The following is a 16,743-nucleotide window of genomic DNA, read 5'->3' on the forward strand; positions in this document are numbered from 1 at the left end:
TGAATGCGCTCTCTTAATCTGCACCTGAAAATCCTGATCGCCGTTTTGGTGGTATTGGGCATTTCGGTCACCGCCTATCAGATTTTCGTGCTGGGGATTCCCGTCACCGAGGACGCCACCGACGACCTGTGGAACATCGACGCCAAGGTCGAGTTCGTCGCCAGTGCCAAGGACCCGGTGAAAATCCAGATGTTCGTGCCGCCCCTGAGCCGCGACTTCGTCAGCCTGAACGAAAGCTTCATCTCGAATAACTATGGCGTCAGCGTCAATCGCCTCGACGGCAACCGCAAGGTCACCTGGTCGGCCCGCCGGGCCAAGGGCAACCAGACCCTCTACTACCGCCTGGTACTGACCAAGCGCTACAGTGGTGAAAAGGTCAAGATCAAGGGCCCGACCTTCCGCGACAGCATCGCCGTCGAAGGCCCGGAAAAGATTGCCGCCGAAGCCCTGCTGGCGCCGATTCGCCAGCACTCGGCCGACGTCGAGACCTTCATCAGCGAAGCCATCAAGCGCACCAACAACCTCAGTGACGACAACGTGAAGCTGCTGCTGGCAGGCGACCCGTCGACGCCGCACAAGGCCAAGATCGTCGAGCTGCTGCTGTCCATCGCCCACGTGCCGGTGGAAAAGGTGCACACCATCCGCCTGGTGGCCGACCAGCCGCAAACCCCGGAACTCTGGCTGCGCAGCTTCAATGGCAATGACTGGCTGTACTTCAACCCCGATACCGGCGAACAAGGCCTGCCGGCTGACCGCCTGCTGTGGTGGACCGGCGATGAAAACCTGATCACCGTCGATGGCGGCAAAAAGGCCATGGTGACCTTCAGCCTCAATAACAGCGAAATGAACGCGATTCGCCTGGCTAAGCTGACGGACGAAAACACCGACGCCAACTTCCTCGAATACTCGCTGTACGGCCTGCCGCTGCAAACCCAGCAGACCTTCATGATCATGGTGATGATCCCGATTGGCGTGCTGGTGATCCTGATCCTGCGCAACCTGATCGGCCTGCAGACCCTCGGCACGTTCACGCCCGTGCTGATTGCCCTGGCGTTCCGCGAGACGCAGCTGGGCTTCGGGATTGTGCTGTTCACCATTATTACGGCACTGGGGCTATCGCTTCGGTCTTACCTGGAACACTTGAAGCTGCAGATGCTGCCGAGGCTCTCGGTGGTGCTGACCTTCGTGGTGGTGCTGATCGCGGCCATCAGCCTGTTCAGCCACAAGCTGGGCCTGGAGCGCGGGCTGTCGGTGGCGCTGTTCCCGATGGTGATCCTGACCATGACCATCGAACGCCTGTCGATCACCTGGGAAGAACGCGGTGGCGGCCATGCGATGAAAGTCGCGATCGGTACGCTGTTCGCCGCATCCCTGGCCCACATCATCATGAGCGTGCCGGAGCTGATCTACTTCGTATTCACCTTCCCGGCGATCCTGTTGATCCTGGTGGGTTTCATGCTGGCCATGGGTCGTTATCGCGGTTACCGCCTCACCGAACTGGTACGTTTCAAGGCCTTCCTCAAGGCTGACTCGTAATGTTCGGCTTCTGGAAGACCTGGAAGGCCCTGGAAGCGCGGGGGATCATGGGCATCAATCGGCGTAATGCCGACTACGTGCTCAAGTACAACAAGCGCAGCCTGTATCCGATCGTGGATGACAAGATCATCACCAAGGAACGGGCCATGGCCGCCGGCATCCATGTACCGGAAATGTACGGGGTCATTTCCACCGAGAAGGAAATCGACAAGCTCGACGAGATCATCGGCGGGCGCAGCGACTTCGTGATCAAACCCGCCCAGGGTGCCGGCGGTGACGGCATCCTGGTGATCGCCGACCGTTTTGAAGGGCGCTATCGCACCGTCTCCGGCAAGATCATCAGCCATGAAGAGATCGAGCATCAGATTTCCAGCATCCTCACCGGCCTGTATTCCCTCGGTGGCCACCGTGACCGGGCGCTGATCGAATACCGGGTGGTGCCCGACCAGATTTTCAAAAGCATCAGCTACGAAGGCGTGCCGGACATCCGCATCATTGTGCTGATGGGCTATCCGGTAATGGCCATGCTGCGCTTGCCCACCCGCCAGTCCGGCGGCAAGGCCAACCTGCACCAGGGCGCGATTGGCGTCGGTGTCGACCTGGCCACCGGCCTGACCCTGCGCGGCACCTGGCTGAACAACATCATTACCAAGCACCCGGACACCACCAACGCGGTGGACGGCGTGCAACTGCCCAACTGGGACGGTTTCATGAAGCTCGCCGCCGGCTGCTACGAGCTGTGCGGTTTGGGTTACATCGGCGTGGACATGGTGCTGGACCAGGAGAAAGGTCCGCTGATCCTGGAGCTTAACGCTCGCCCGGGGCTGAACATCCAGATCGCCAACGACTGCGGCCTGACCTTGCGCACCCATGCGGTGGAGGCTCGACTGGAAGAGCTGAAGGCCGCAGGCGTGACGGAAACGCCGGAAGAGCGGGTGAAGTTTGTGCAGGAGATGTTTGGGCATATTCCGGCGGTCGAGGGATAAACCCAGTGACCTGCTCCGTACACCCGCTGCCCTACCGGGCCAACCCTGCCGAATACTTTGCAGCGATCCGCCATGCCCCCGGCGCGGTGCTGCTGGACAGCGGCCGACCGGCTGCCGAGCGTGGTCGGTATGACCTGCTGAGCGCCTGGCCAGAGACGACACTGGCGGTACTGCCGGACGAAAGCGGCAGCGATTTTCTGCAACGCTTGCGGGAAAACCTGACGTTGCTGGGTGAAGCCACGATTCCTGCGCCCTACGATCTGCCGTTTGCCGGTGGCCTGATCGGTTACCTGAGCTATGACTTCGGTCGCCATCTTGAACAACTGCCGCACCTGGCCGTGGACGACCTGCACCTGCCGGATGCGCGGTTCGGCCTTTACGCCTGGGCCTTGATCAGCGATCACCAGGCGCAGACCAGCCAACTGGTGTTCCATCCCAAACTGGCGGAAAGCGAACGGCAACGCCTGATCACCTTGTTTGGCCAGCCGGTCATCAGTGTATCGGCGGCCTTCAAGCTGCAAGGCCCAATGGCCCCGGACGTGACAGCCGACACCTACAAACACGCCCTCGCCCGCATCCAGGACTACATCCAGGCCGGTGACTGCTACCAGGTCAACTTTGCCCAACGCTTCCGCGCCCCGTGCGTCGGCGATCCGTGGGTGGCCTACTGCGCCTTGCGCGAAGCCTGCCCGACGCCGTTTTCCGGGTTCCAGAGCCTGCCGGATGATGGCGCGGTATTGAGTTTATCGCCGGAGCGCTTCGTCAAAATCAGCCAGCGCCAGGTGGAAACTCGCCCGATCAAAGGCACCCGGCCACGAGGTGCAACGCCTGCGGAAGATGCGGCCAACGCCGCTGAATTGCTGGCCAGCCCCAAGGATCGTGCCGAGAACCTGATGATCGTCGACCTGCTGCGCAACGACTTGGGCCGCACCTGCCGTACCGGCTCGGTGAAAGTGCCAGAGCTGTTCAGCCTCGAAAGCTATCCGAATGTGCATCACCTGGTCAGCAGCGTCACCGGTGAACTGGCAGACGACAAAGACGCCCTCGACCTGATCGCCGGCAGCTTCCCCGGCGGCTCGATCACCGGCGCACCGAAGATCCGCGCGATGCAGATCATCGACGAACTGGAGCCGACCCGACGCGGCTTGTATTGCGGTTCGTTGTTATACCTGGACGTGCGCGGCGAGATGGACAGCTCCATCGCGATCCGCAGCCTGCTGGTCAAGGATGGGCAGGTGTGCTGCTGGGGCGGCGGCGGGATTGTCGCTGACTCGGAGTGGCAGGCGGAGTACCAGGAGTCGATGACCAAGGTGCGGGTGTTGTTACAAACCTTGGAAAGCCTGTAGCACGCAGCCCCTCCCTGGCTCTGCGACGAGGAGCCAAGCAGCAGAAAAGACCTGAATCAGTACCGAAGTGGACGGAGCTGAAGTCGGACGATAGCGTCCGGCTTCAACCGTCCACCAGCCGTCTGTGAAGGATCACATGAAACGACTGCCTACTTGTCAGGAAAGATTTCCGAGATTGCATCTGCCCTTAACCACACCTATTATCTCCCAAATTGGGAGGTTGCAGGAATGCGGATAATCGCTCTGTCTGCCTGGCGAATATTCTGGGAAAGCCAACCCGGTTACAGGGATGCCAAAACGCCGCTGGTCGAGCTGTATCGCCATATGGAAAAAGCCGTCTACCCGACACCACAAGCCCTCAAAGCAGAGCTAAGGACAGCGAGCATCCTCAAAGGGGGCAGGGCTGTATTCAACATAGGCGGCAACAAGTATCGAGTGATCATGGCGATCAATTATCAGCGACAGCTTGCGTTCATACGCTTCGTGGGGACCCACGCGCAGTACGATCAGATCAATGCGGAGACCGTGTGATGAACATCAAACCTATTCATTCCCAGGAAGACCTGAACGCTGCGCTCGCGCGCGTCGAGCAGCTTTGGGAAGCGGAAATCGGCTCGCCTGAGGGTGACGAGCTGGAAATTCTCGCAATACTTATCGAAAAGTACGAAGCAGAGCATTACCCAATGCCGCCTTCAGATCCCGTAGAAGCAATTAAATTTCGAATGGAGCAACTAGGCCTGACCGCCCGTGACCTGGAGCCTTTCATAGGTCCGAGCGGGCGGGTTTCTGAAGTGCTGAACCACAAGCGCAAACTGAGCTTGTCCATGATCAAACGCCTGCATGAAGGCTTGCGCATTCCTTATGAGAGTTTGCTGGCAGGGGTCTAGGCGGTGCAGTGGCCACACCGGCCCCATCGCGGGCAAGCCCGGCTCCCACACGGGAGCGCGGTCAACATGTGGGAGCTGGCTTGCCTGCGATGAAGGCGTCAGCCACGCCAAATAACTTACAGGCTCAACGAACGATTCGACGCCTTGATGAACTCCTTCTTCAAATCCTCAAACGTATGCACCGCCGGGAACTGCGGGAACTCGCGAATCACGTTCTCCGGCGCATGGAACAGGATCCCACGGTCCGCTTCACCGAGCATGGTGGTGTCGTTGTAGGAGTCGCCAGCGGCAATCACTCGGTAGTACAAGGTCTTGAAGGCCAGCACCGACTGACGCTTGGGATCTTTCTGACGCAGTTGGTAGCTCACCACCCGGTCGTTCTCGTCGGTGATCAACCGGTGGCACAGCAAGGTCGGGAAGCCCAGTTGACGCATCAGCGGCTGGGAGAACTCATAGAACGTGTCCGACAGGATCACCACCTGGAAGCGCTCGCGCAGCCAGTTGACGAACTCGATGGCGCCGTCCAGTGGCTTGAGGGTGGCGATCACTTCCTGGATGTCCGAGAGCTTCAGCCCATGCTCATCAAGAATGCGCAGGCGCTGTTTCATCAGCACGTCGTAGTCGGGAATGTCCCGGGTGGTGGCCCGCAAGGATTCAATACCGGTTTTTTCGGCGAAGGCGATCCAGATTTCCGGGACCAGTACGCCTTCCAGGTCGAGACAGGCAATTTCCACAAGACACTCCCATTTGAAGTTATTGAGTTGAGCGAGCAAAAGGACTGCCGAACTCTAGCGATTCATGCTGGCCGCCGCAACGCAGGCGGGATTTTGTTACCATCGCCCCCCTATAGAGCGCTAAGCGCCATTGACCTGTAGGAACCGTCCTGATGAACCAAGCCTTCGACGTCGCTGAACTCGCCGCGACTTATGCCAACAAATCCGCCCAGGACATTCTCAAGCTGGCTTTCAGCCAGTTTGGCGACGACCTGTGGATCTCTTTCAGCGGTGCCGAGGACGTGGTGCTGGTCGACATGGCCTGGAAGCTGAACAAGAACGTCAAGGTGTTCAGCCTCGACACCGGCCGCCTGCACCCGGAGACCTACCGGTTTATCGAGCAGGTGCGTGAGTTCTACAAGATCGACATCGAGCTGATCTCGCCAGACCAGAGCAAGCTGGAACCCTTCGTCAAGGAAAAGGGCCTGTTCAGTTTCTATAAGGACGGCCATGGCGAGTGCTGTGGCGTGCGCAAGATCGAACCGCTGCGCCGCAAGCTTTCCGGCGTAAGCGCCTGGGCCACCGGCCAGCGCCGCGACCAGAGCCCGGGCACCCGCAGCCAGGTGGCCGCGCTGGAAATCGATACGGCCTTCTCCACCCCGGAACGCACCCTGTACAAGTTCAACCCGCTGGCGCAGATGACCAGCGAGGAAGTCTGGGGTTACATCCGCATGCTGGAGTTGCCGTACAACAGCCTGCACGAGCGCGGTTTTATCAGCATCGGTTGTGAGCCCTGCACCCGCCCGGTACTGCCGAACCAGCACGAACGCGAAGGCCGTTGGTGGTGGGAAGAAGCAACCCAGAAAGAATGCGGGTTGCACGCCGGGAACATCATCAGCAAGGCGTAACACCTGGGCCGAAAAACCTGTACACAGAAATGTCACCATCGGTGCCATTTTTGTGTGCACTTATAAAATCCTGCACCGAAAAGTTACATCCTTCCTCGTCACACCTCTTCTTAAATCCCCGCCCCTCTCTGCGCTACAAAATAAATAGCTGTTCAAGCGGTCAATTTATATCGCTTTAAATTCAGCTATTTATTTCCAATCACGCTTAAAACCAAATCAATTGATAATTTTCACGGCAAAAATCTGGCACGTATGTGGCTTAAGGCAAAACAAACTTTGTATACAATTAATAAAAAAGATACATACACTTTGACATCAGCCGTTCTCCTGCTGGTGTCCAGGAGCCTGCCGGAATGCGTACAAGTCTCTCCAATAACATCGCACTGGATCTGCCCTCCTCCACCCTGAACCCCGAGGCCACGAGCCCCGGCCCGCTGGTCCTCAGCCCGCGCCTGCACAACAAGGACCTTGCCCCCACCAAGGCCGAAGGCCGGCGCTGGGGCCGCTACAGCATCTTTGCCTTGTGGACCAACGATGTGCACAACATCGCCAACTATTCCTTCGCCATCGGCCTGTACGCACTGGGCCTGGGCGGCTGGCAAATTCTGCTGTCCCTCGGGATCGGCGCGGCGCTGGTGTACTTCTTCATGAACCTGTCCGGCTACATGGGCCAGAAGACCGGCGTGCCGTTTCCGGTGATCAGCCGCATCAGTTTCGGTATCCATGGCGCGCAGATTCCGGCGCTGATTCGTGCGGTGATCGCGATTGCCTGGTTCGGGATTCAGACCTACCTGGCCTCGGTGGTTTTCCGCGTACTGCTGACGGCGGTTCATCCAGGCTTTGCCGACTACGACCACAACTCGATCCTCGGCCTGTCGACTCTCGGCTGGGCGTGTTTTGTGGCGATCTGGTTTGTGCAGCTCGCGATCCTCGCCTATGGCATGGAGATGGTGCGCCGCTATGAAGCCTTCGCCGGGCCGGTAATTCTGCTGACGGTGGCATCACTCGCCGGCTGGATGTATTTCCAGGCCGGCGGCCAGATTGCCTGGTCGATCCGCGAGCCGCTGACCGGTGGCGAGATGTGGCGCAATATCTTCGCCGGCGGTGCGCTGTGGCTGGCGATCTACGGCACGCTGATCCTGAATTTCTGCGACTTCGCCCGCTCCTCGCCCTGCCGCAAGACCATCAAGGTCGGCAACTTCTGGGGCCTGCCAGTGAATATCCTGGTGTTCGCCGCCATCACCGTGCTGCTGTGCGGCGGGCAGTTCCACCTCAATGGCCGGGTGATCGAAAGCCCCACCGAAATCATCGCGGCGATTCCGAACACCTTCTTCCTGGTGCTGGGCTGCCTGGCGTTCCTGATTGTGACCGTGGCGGTGAATATCATGGCCAACTTCGTCGCGCCGGCCTTTGTGCTGAGCAACCTGGCGCCCAAGTACCTGAACTTCCGCCGCGCCGGGCTGATCAGCGCCACCGTGGCGGTGTTGATCCTGCCGTGGAACCTCTACAACAGCCCGCTGGTGATCGTGTATTTCCTCTCGGGGCTCGGCGCTCTGTTGGGGCCGTTGTACGGGGTGATCATGGTCGACTACTGGTTGATCCGTAAAAGCCAGGTGGACGTGCCGCAGTTGTATAGCGAAGACCCGAATGGCGCTTATTACTACAGCCGCGGCATCAATTTGCGGGCGGTGGCGGCGTTTATTCCTGCGGCGGTGATCGCCATTCTCCTCGCCCTGCTGCCGGGTTTCGCTCACGTCTCGCCCTTCTCCTGGTTGATTGGCGCCGGTATTGCAGGGCTGCTGTACCTGCTGTTCGCCAAGCGCCAGCCGGATTACGCCGATGTGAGCGGCGAAAGCATTGCAGTCGATAACGTCAGTCATTAAGTAAGGACATTCCATGCGCATCCTTGTGGTCAACGTCAACACCACCGAGTCCATCACCGAGGCCATTGCCAAGCAGGCGCGGGCGGTGGCGTCCCCCGGCACCGAGATCGTCGGGCTGACCCCGTTTTTCGGTGCCGAATCGGTGGAAGGCAATTTCGAAAGCTACCTGGCGGCCATCGCGGTGATGGACCGGGTGATGGCCTACGACCAGCCGTTCGATGCGGTGATTCAGGCGGGTTACGGCGAGCACGGTCGTGAAGGTTTGCAGGAGTTGCTCAATGTGCCGGTGGTGGACATCACCGAAGCGGCGGCCAGCACCGCGATGTTTCTTGGGCATGCCTATTCGGTGGTGACCACCCTGGACCGCACAGTGCCGCTGATCGAGGACCGGCTGAAACTGGCCGGCTTATACCAGCGCTGCGCGTCGGTGCGGGCCAGTGGCATGGCAGTGCTGGAGCTGGAAGAAGACCCGCTGCGGGCCATGGAGGCCATCGTGCGCCAGGCTGAATTGGCGATCAGCGAAGACAAGGCCGAAGTGATCTGCCTGGGCTGCGGCGGCATGGCCGGGCTGGATGAGCAGATTCGCTACCGCACGGGTGTGCCGGTGGTGGACGGTGTGACCTCGGCGGTCACCATTGCCGAAGGCTTGGTGCGGTTGGGGCTGTCGACCTCGAAGATCCGCACGTATGCGACGCCAAGGCCGAAGAAAGTGATCGGCTGGCCCGGAAAGTTCGGACACTGAAGCTCCCACACTTGATCCCCACGAGGATCAAATGGCACTGAACCGCCGCCCCAGCTCGCGTTCGACAAACTGCTCCAGAATGAAATCCACAAACGCCCGGGTCTTGCCGGGCAGCAGCTTGTGTTCGGCGTAGTACAGCGAGATGTTTCCGTCGTCGACGTACCAGTCGGGCAACACGCGCACCAGTTGGCCGCTGTCCAGATACGGCACCGCCATCGGCATGCTGACCAGCGCAATCCCCAAACCTTGGGCGCTGGCACAGCAGGCAGCGCCAGAGTCGCTCATGGTCATGCGCGGCTTGAGCACCAGCGGCCGCTGTTCGCGACTGCGGTGGGTGAGCTGCCAGGAGCGCACGCGCCCGGTTTGCGGTGAACGGATCAGAATGCCGTTGCAGAGCGACAAATCCTCGGGCGCGAGTACGGGCTTGCGTTTGGCGAGGTATTCCGGTGAGGCCAGCAGGATTCGATGCGCGGGTGCCAACTTGCGCGCGACAACGCCCTGGGGCAGCTCAAAACCACCGCCGATCGCGGCATCGAAGCCTTGGCCGATCAGGTCCACCTGGCGGTTATCGAAATGCCAGTCGGGGTTGATATCAGGAAAGCGCTTTAGAAATTCCCCCAGTAACGGCACCACATAACGGTTGCCAAACACCGTGCCCATGCTGACCTTCAACGTTCCCACCGGCCGCCCTTCGGCGCTGGCCAGGTTGGCCACGGCGTTTTGAATAGTGGTGAGGCTGCCACTGACTTCTTCCAGGAATAGCTTGCCCGCTTCGGTCAGGGTCAGGCGCCGGGTGCTGCGCTGAAAAAGCCTTACACCCAGACGTACTTCCAACTTGGCCACGCTTTTACCCACGGCCGCCGGGGTCAGGCTCAGGTGCCGGGCGGCTTCGGCAAAGCTGCCACCCTCGGCGCTGCGCACAAAGCATTCGATACTGCCAAAGCTTTCCATATCGCCCACTCTATACTTTTGGTTTACACAGACTATAGCAATCACGGTCTACCGAGGGCGCCTTACGAGGTCGATACTCGACTCCAACCTCAATACACCTTTGGAGATCGACATGACCACACAGAACCTCAGCGGCAAAGTCGCCTTGATCCAGGGCGGGTCCCGCGGTATCGGCGCCGCCATCGTCAAGCGCCTGGCCGCCCAAGGCGCAGCCGTCGCCTTCACCTATGTCAGCTCGGCCGCCAAGGCCGAAGCATTGCAGAACAGCGTGATCAGCGAAGGCGGCAAAGCCCTGGCGATCCATGCCGACAGCGCCGATGCCGCCGCCATCCGCAGCGCCGTCAACGCCACCGTCGAAGCCTTCGGGCGCCTGGATATCCTGGTGAACAACGCCGGCGTGCTGGCCGTCGGCCCGCTGGAAGATTTCAGCCTGGAAGACTTCGACCGTACCCTCGCCATCAACGTGCGCAGCGTGTTTGTCGCCACCCAGGAAGCCGCGCGGCACATGGGTGAAGGTGGCCGCATCATCAACATCGGCAGCACCAATGCCGATCGCATGCCGTTTGCCGGTGGCGGCCCGTACGCCATGAGCAAATCGGCGCTGGTCGGCCTGACCAAAGGCCTGGCCCGCGACCTGGGGCCACGTGGCATCACCATCAATAACGTGCAGCCAGGCCCGGTGGACACCGACATGAACCCCGCAAGTGGTGATTTCGCCGAGAGCCTGATCGGCTTCATGGCCGTGGGCCGGTATGGCCATGTGGAAGAGATCGCCAGTTTCGTCGCCTACCTGGTAGGCCCTGAGGCCGGCTATATCACCGGCGCCAGTCTGACCATCGACGGCGGTTTCGGCGCCTGAACACAAGCTGCGACATCGCACCACGCTCCGACCTTGGTCGACACTGACTAACGCCAAGCATCATGCGAGACTGTTCGCCCGGGCCGGGAATGCCCGGGCGTTCTTATGTCTGGAGTTCTCATGACGCTGTCCAGCGGGCTGATCGCCGCCGTCGCCCTGGCCTATATGGCCATTATGTTTGCCATCGCCTTTTACGGTGACCGTCGCCATGCGCCATTGCCGCCGCGGATGCGTGCCTGGGTGTATAGCCTGTCGCTGGCGGTGTATTGCACCAGCTGGACATTCTTTGGTGCCGTAGGCCAGGCGGCCGAACAGTTGTGGGCGTTTTTACCGATCTACCTGGGACCGGTGCTGCTCCTGGTGCTGGCGCCGTGGGTCCTGCAAAAGATGGTGCTGATCAGCAAGCAGGAAAACATCACCTCCATCGCCGACTTTATCGCCGCCCGTTACGGCAAATCCCAATCCCTTGCGGTGGTGGTGGCGCTGATCTGCCTGGTGGGCGTCCTGCCTTATATAGCCTTGCAGCTCAAAGGCATCGTGCTGGGGGTGAACCTGCTGATCGGGGCCAGCGCCGACACCACGGGCACCCGCTCCCAGGACACGGCGCTGATTGTGTCGCTGGTGCTGGCACTGTTCACCATCGTGTTTGGTACCCGCAACCTGGACGCCACGGAACACCACCGGGGCATGGTGTTGGCGATCGCCTTTGAATCCCTGGTCAAGCTGTTCGCGTTTCTCGCCGTCGGTGCGTTTGTGACCTACGGCCTGTACGACGGTTTTGAAGATTTGTTCAGCCAGGCGATGCTTGCGCCACGGCTGGAGGAATACTGGAAAGAGACGGTCAACTGGCCTTCGATGGTGGTGCAGACCGGCGTCGCGATGATGGCGATCATCTGCCTGCCCCGGCAGTTTCACGTCACCGTGGTGGAGAATATCGACCCGCAGGACCTGCGGCTGGCCAAGTGGGTGTTCCCGGCCTATCTGATCCTGGCCGCCCTGTTTGTCATCCCGATTGCCCTCGGCGGGAAGATGCTGCTGCCGGGTTCGGTATTACCGGATTCCTACGTGATCAGCCTGCCGCTGGCCGAAGCCCACCCGGCCCTGGCCGTGCTGGCGTTTATCGGTGGCGCTTCAGCGGCCACGGGCATGGTGATCGTGGCGAGTATCGCGCTGTCGACCATGGTCTCCAACGACATGCTGCTGCCCTGGCTGCTGCGCCGTTCCAGTGCCGAGCGGCCGTTCGAAGTGTTCCGTCACTGGATGCTGTCGGTACGCCGGGTGAGCATTGTCATCATTCTGCTGCTGGCTTACGTCAGTTACCGGCTGCTGGGCTCCTCCGCCAGCCTTGCAACCATTGGCCAGATAGCGTTCGCCGCCGTGACCCAGCTGGCACCGGCGATGCTCGGCGCACTGTATTGGAAACAAGCCAACCGACGCGGGGTCTTTGCCGGGTTGGCGGCGGGTACATTCCTGTGGTTCTACACCTTGGTCCTACCGGTCACTGCGAAAAGTCTCGGCTGGTCGTTCAGCCTTTTCCCGGGTATGACGTGGCTGCATTCGCACCCGCTGGGTTTGTCCGTGACTTCCCTGACGCTGGGCACCGTATTTTCCCTCGCGGGTAACTTCACACTGTTCGTGTGGGTCTCGATGCTGTCGCGCACGCGGGTGTCGGAGCATTGGCAAGCCGGGCGTTTTATCGGCCAGGAAATCAATCAACGGGCCAGCGCCCGCTCGATGCTTTCGGTACAGATCAACGATTTGCTCAGCCTGGCGGCGCGGTTTGTCGGTGAAGAGCGGGCTCACCAGAGTTTTGTGCGCTTCGCCTATCGCCAGGGCAAAGGCTTTAACCCCAACCAGAACGCTGACAACGACTGGATCGCCCACACCGAACGCCTGCTGGCCGGTGTGCTCGGCGCTTCGTCGACCCGGGCGGTGGTGAAAGCCGCCATTGAAGGCCGGGAAATGCAGTTGGAGGACGTAGTCCGCATCGCCGACGAAGCGTCGGAAGTGCTGCAGTTCAACCGGGCGTTACTGCAAGGCGCCATCGAAAACATCACCCAGGGCATCAGCGTGGTGGACCAATCCCTGCGGCTGGTGGCCTGGAACCGGCGCTACCTGGAGCTGTTCAATTACCCCGAAGGCTTGATCAGTGTGGGCCGGCCGATTGCCGACATCATTCGCTACAACGCCGAACGCGGGCTGTGCGGCCCGGGCGAAGCCGAAGTGCACGTGGCGCGCCGCCTGCACTGGATGCGCCAGGGCCGTGCGCATACCTCCGAGCGGCTGTTCCCCAATGGCAGGGTGATCGAGCTGATCGGCAACCCGATGCCGGGCGGCGGGTTTGTCATGAGTTTCACCGACATCACCGCGTTCCGCGAAGCCGAGCAGGCGTTGACCGAGGCCAACGAAGGCCTGGAACAGCGAGTGACCGAGCGTACTCACGAACTGTCGCAACTCAACGTCGCCCTGACGGATGCCAAGGGTGTCGCCGAGACGGCCAGCCAGTCGAAAACCCGGTTCCTTGCAGCGGTCAGTCACGACTTGATGCAACCGTTGAACGCCGCCCGGCTGTTCTCGGCCGCCCTCTCCCACCAGAACGACGGCATGTCGCCGGATGCCCGACAACTGGTGCAGCACCTGGACAGTTCACTGCGTTCGGCGGAAGACCTGATCAGCGACCTGCTGGATATTTCACGCCTGGAAAACGGCAAGATCAATCCGCAGCGCCAACCCTTCGTGCTCAATGAACTGTTCGATACGTTGGGCGCCGAGTTCAAGGCGCTGGCCCAGGAACAGGGTTTGCGCTTCCGGCTACGGGGCAGTCGTTTGCGGGTCGACAGCGACATCAAATTGTTGCGGCGGGTGTTGCAGAACTTCCTGACCAACGCGTTCCGGTATGCCGATGGGCCGGTGCTGCTGGGCGTCCGCCGGCGGCGCGGTGAGTTGTGCCTTGAAGTGTGGGACCGCGGCCCCGGCATTCCTCAGGACAAACAGAAAGTCATCTTCGAAGAATTCAAACGCCTGGACAGTCACCAGACCCGTGCCGAAAAAGGCTTGGGCCTGGGCCTGGCGATTGCCGACGGCTTGTGCCGCGTGCTCGGGCATCGCTTGAGCGTGCGTTCGTGGCCGGGCAAGGGCAGCGTGTTCAGCGTGCGCGTGCCGTTGGCGCGCACCCAGGTCAGTGCGCCTGCCAAGCCGGCGCAGGAAAGCGGCCAGCCGTTGAGTGGCGCGCAGGTGCTGTGTGTGGATAACGAAGAAAGCATCCTGATCGGCATGCGCAGCTTGCTCACGCGCTGGGGCTGTGAAGTCTGGACCGCGCGCGACCAGGCGCAATGTGCCGCGCTGCTGGCTGAGGGTGTGCGACCGCAACTGGCCCTGGTGGATTACCACCTCGACCACGGCGAAACCGGCACCGAGTTGATGGGCTGGCTGCGGGCGCAACTGGCGGAGCCGATTCCGGGCGTGGTGATCAGTGCCGATGGACGGCCGGAGATGGTGGCCCAGGTGCATGCGGCCGGGTTGGATTACCTGGCCAAACCGGTGAAGCCGGCGGCGTTGCGGGCCTTGTTGAGCCGTCACCTGCCGCTTTAGCCAGCTCCACAGAGACCGGTGACTATTCGGGCAACTGCGCCACGCCGTCTTCATCGGTCATCGCCCTTTCCAGCAGGTCGGCCGGCAGGCTTTTGCTGGCGCGGGCACCGAGCAGTTTCAGTTGCTCGGTGCGACTCACCAGGTTTCCACGTCCGTCTGTCAGCTTGTTGCGTGCTGCACTGTAGGCTTTGTCCAACTGCTGGAGGCGGTTGCCCACCTCGTCCAGGTCCTGGATAAACAGCACGAACTTGTCATACAGCCAACCGGCGCGCTCGGCGATTTCCCGGGCGTTCTGGCTTTGCCGTTCCTGTTTCCACAGGCTGTCGATCACCCGCAAAGTCGCCAGCAGCGTGGTCGGGCTGACGATCACGATATTGCGGTCGAACGCCTCCTGGAACAGGTTCGGCTCGGCTTGGAGTGCAGCCGAAAATGCGGCTTCGATGGGCACGAACAACAGCACGAAATCCAGGCTGTGCAGGCCTTCGAGACGTTTGTAGTCCTTGCCGGCCAAGCCTTTGACGTGGTTGCGCAACGACAGGACGTGTTGCTTGAGGGCAACCTGGCCGATCGCCTGGTCATCCTCGGCAACGTACTGTTGATAGGCCGTCAGGCTGACCTTGGAATCCACCACTACCTGCTTGTCACCCGGCAGCATGATCAACACGTCAGGCTGGAAGCGCTCGCCGTCCGGGCCCTTGAGGTTGACCTGGGTCTGGTACTCGCGGCCCTTTTCCAGCCCGGCATGCTCCAGCACCCGCTCCAGGATCAGTTCGCCCCAGTTGCCCTGGGTTTTCTGGCCCTTGAGGGCGCGGGTCAGGTTGGTGGCTTCATCGGACAGGCGCAGGTTCAGCTGTTGCAGGCGCTCGAGTTCCTTGGCCAGGGAGAACCGCTCGCGGGCTTCGCTCTGGTAGCTTTCTTCGACGCGTTTTTCGAACGACTGGATGCGTTCCTTGAGCGGGTCAAGCAATTGGCCGAGGCGCTGCTGGCTGGTTTCGGCGAAGCGCTGTTCGCGCTCGTCGAAGATCTTCCCGGCGAGTTCAGCGAACTGCGCGCGCAGTTCATCGCGGGAGCCTTGCAGGTCGCTGAGGCGTTGCTGATGGCTTTCCTGTTGCTCGCGAAGTTCGGCGCGCAGGGAGGCGGACAAGGCGTCCAGGCGGCGCAGTTCGGTTTCTTTGGCGGAACGGTCGAGGTTCCAGGCGTGGGCGGCATCGCGGGCGTTGTCGCGGTCGATCTGCAGCAGTTCGACTTCGCGGCGCACCGCAGCCAGGTCAGCCTGTTTGGCGGCGTTGGCCTGACTGAGGTCGCTGATTTCGTCACGGCTGGCGTCCAGCTGTGCGGCCAGCCCTTCCTGGGCCAGTTGCGCGGTGGCCAGGCGCTCTTCGAGCAATTCCCAGCCGGCCATCCGCGCGCTCAGTCGGCGCTGAATCTGCCAGCACAGGCCCAACAGCGGCAATCCAGCACCGGCGAGACCCAGCGCAACACTGGTCCAGTCAAAAGCCATAGCGATTCCTGCCGTCACCCGAAAAGAAGAAGGTTAACCAAGCCTGCGCATTGAGGACAGCTCAGTCTTCGATCTGGCCCAGTTCACGCTGGGCGGTGCGGTCGCCGGCGCGGGCTGCCTGGCGCAGCAGTTCGTGGCCGATACGGCGGTCGCGGGCATTGCCGCACTCGCGGCACATCAACTGGCCCAGACGGCTTTGCGCTACTACTACGCCAGCACGAGCGGGTTGCTTGAGCAAATGCCCGGCGAAGTGTTTGACGTTGGGGCTGTGGCCCAGGCGTGGGCTGTCGAGCAACCACAAGGCAACTTTCAGAGAAAAACGCTTGGGTGCGGTAACAACCTGAGGGCTGTCGGTAACAGAAGGTGATACTGAGCGAAACTTCATAAAGCACTGTGGGACAGAACGGAAGGCGCGCCACTCTACTCTTTTTTTCGTACAGGTAAAGCTGAAAAAAGCCTGCACGCCCGTTCTAGAGCAAGCGCTTGGGACAATCCACAGAAGCTGTGGATAACTCAGTGGACAACCGTTACGTAACTCTCGCAAAGGCCCATGGAACGGGGGCCGCGCTCAAACTGACGATTTTTTCACCAATAAAAAAAAGCTCGATTTTTCATTGACTTAAATTTTAGTTGCAGGCACCCGGGGACATTGCAGGGCGTATGTCAGTGCGGTTACACAGGGCGCAACCAATGTGCACAACTACCCACCTGGCGGTTATATCAAGCGCGTTTTTTGGTCGGAAGGCGGCTGAGGCATGTTACCGACGCACCGAGGCCAGAAAAGTTTTTTACCTAGCACACTTCCTTTCATCGTTTCAATCCGTTACTATCCGCGGCGTT

At 60.7% G+C, this 16,743-nt stretch carries 14 protein-coding genes; 10 read left to right on the plus strand and 4 right to left on the minus strand.

Annotated features, from left to right (window positions below; genetic code table 11):
• Nucleotides 1–3: 3 nt before the first annotated feature.
• The 5 genes from rloB (at nt 4) to BLU46_RS08115 (ending at nt 4,755) form a co-directional block, all read left to right on the plus strand.
• A complete protein-coding gene (gene rloB / locus BLU46_RS08095; protein ID WP_063032393.1) occupies nt 4–1,536 on the plus strand; it encodes an osmotic stress tolerance membrane protein RloB in 1,533 nt (510 codons plus the stop codon).
• Entirely contained in the window at nt 1,536–2,522 is a 987-nt protein-coding gene (locus BLU46_RS08100) for an alpha-L-glutamate ligase-like protein (RefSeq protein WP_003214969.1), read from the plus strand. Before rloB ends, BLU46_RS08100 begins: the two co-directional genes overlap by 1 nt.
• 5 nt (nt 2,523–2,527) lie before the next feature.
• Complete coding sequence (gene pabB / locus BLU46_RS08105; protein WP_093200489.1) at nt 2,528–3,868, plus strand: aminodeoxychorismate synthase component I; 1,341 nt, start codon at nt 2,528–2,530, stop codon at nt 3,866–3,868.
• 228 nt (nt 3,869–4,096) lie between these two features.
• Complete coding sequence (locus BLU46_RS08110) at nt 4,097–4,399, plus strand: type II toxin-antitoxin system HigB family toxin (protein WP_093200492.1); 303 nt, start codon at nt 4,097–4,099, stop codon at nt 4,397–4,399.
• The gene (locus BLU46_RS08115; RefSeq protein ID WP_093200497.1) at nt 4,399–4,755 is read left to right on the plus strand and encodes a helix-turn-helix domain-containing protein; all 357 of its coding nucleotides are present in this window, start codon (nt 4,399–4,401) and stop codon (nt 4,753–4,755) included. Before BLU46_RS08110 ends, BLU46_RS08115 begins: the two co-directional genes overlap by 1 nt.
• Before the next feature lie 116 nt (nt 4,756–4,871).
• On the opposite strand, the gene thrH is transcribed toward BLU46_RS08115, so the two are convergent.
• Entirely contained in the window at nt 4,872–5,489 is a 618-nt protein-coding gene (gene thrH / locus BLU46_RS08120; protein WP_063032398.1) for a bifunctional phosphoserine phosphatase/homoserine phosphotransferase ThrH, read from the minus strand.
• Between the two features lie 152 nt (nt 5,490–5,641).
• On the opposite strand from thrH, the gene BLU46_RS08125 reads away from it, so the two are divergent.
• From BLU46_RS08125 to BLU46_RS08135, 3 genes are all read left to right on the plus strand, one after another.
• Nucleotides 5,642–6,376 carry a phosphoadenylyl-sulfate reductase gene (locus BLU46_RS08125; protein WP_003214958.1) on the plus strand — a complete coding sequence of 245 codons (735 nt, stop codon included), beginning with the start codon at nt 5,642–5,644 and terminating at the stop codon, nt 6,374–6,376.
• A gap of 353 nt (nt 6,377–6,729) precedes the next feature.
• Nucleotides 6,730–8,259 (plus strand): NCS1 family nucleobase:cation symporter-1, encoded by a 1,530-nt coding sequence (locus BLU46_RS08130; protein ID WP_093200501.1) that lies wholly within the window; start codon nt 6,730–6,732, stop codon nt 8,257–8,259.
• A gap of 13 nt (nt 8,260–8,272) precedes the next feature.
• A complete protein-coding gene (locus BLU46_RS08135) occupies nt 8,273–9,001 on the plus strand; it encodes an aspartate/glutamate racemase family protein (RefSeq protein ID WP_003214954.1) in 729 nt (242 codons plus the stop codon).
• Between the two features lie 27 nt (nt 9,002–9,028).
• Here BLU46_RS08135 and BLU46_RS08140 read toward each other — a convergent pair whose 3' ends face one another.
• Entirely contained in the window at nt 9,029–9,952 is a 924-nt protein-coding gene (locus BLU46_RS08140) for a LysR family transcriptional regulator (protein WP_063032406.1), read from the minus strand.
• A 112-nt stretch (nt 9,953–10,064) separates the two neighbouring features.
• Between BLU46_RS08140 and BLU46_RS08145 the strand changes: the two genes are divergently transcribed.
• Nucleotides 10,065–10,811: a 3-oxoacyl-ACP reductase family protein gene (locus BLU46_RS08145; RefSeq protein ID WP_063032408.1), complete on the plus strand. Its 747-nt coding sequence runs from the start codon at nt 10,065–10,067 to the stop codon at nt 10,809–10,811.
• A 120-nt stretch (nt 10,812–10,931) separates the two neighbouring features.
• On the plus strand, nt 10,932–14,402 hold the full coding sequence (locus BLU46_RS08150) for a hybrid sensor histidine kinase/response regulator (protein WP_093200505.1): 3,471 nt from the start codon (nt 10,932–10,934) through the stop codon (nt 14,400–14,402).
• Nucleotides 14,403–14,424: 22 nt separating this feature from the next.
• Here the strand turns inward: BLU46_RS08150 and rmuC are convergent, their stop codons facing one another.
• Nucleotides 14,425–15,789 carry a DNA recombination protein RmuC gene (gene rmuC, locus BLU46_RS08155; RefSeq protein ID WP_167410189.1) on the minus strand — a complete coding sequence of 455 codons (1,365 nt, stop codon included), beginning with the start codon at nt 15,787–15,789 and terminating at the stop codon, nt 14,425–14,427.
• A 175-nt stretch (nt 15,790–15,964) separates the two neighbouring features.
• Nucleotides 15,965–16,288: an SEL1-like repeat protein gene (locus BLU46_RS08160; protein ID WP_063032412.1), complete on the minus strand. Its 324-nt coding sequence runs from the start codon at nt 16,286–16,288 to the stop codon at nt 15,965–15,967.
• Nucleotides 16,289–16,743: the final 455 nt, after the last annotated feature.

The sequence above is a fragment of the Pseudomonas yamanorum genome, assembly GCF_900105735.1.
Classification (GTDB): Bacteria; Pseudomonadota; Gammaproteobacteria; order Pseudomonadales; family Pseudomonadaceae; genus Aquipseudomonas; species Aquipseudomonas yamanorum.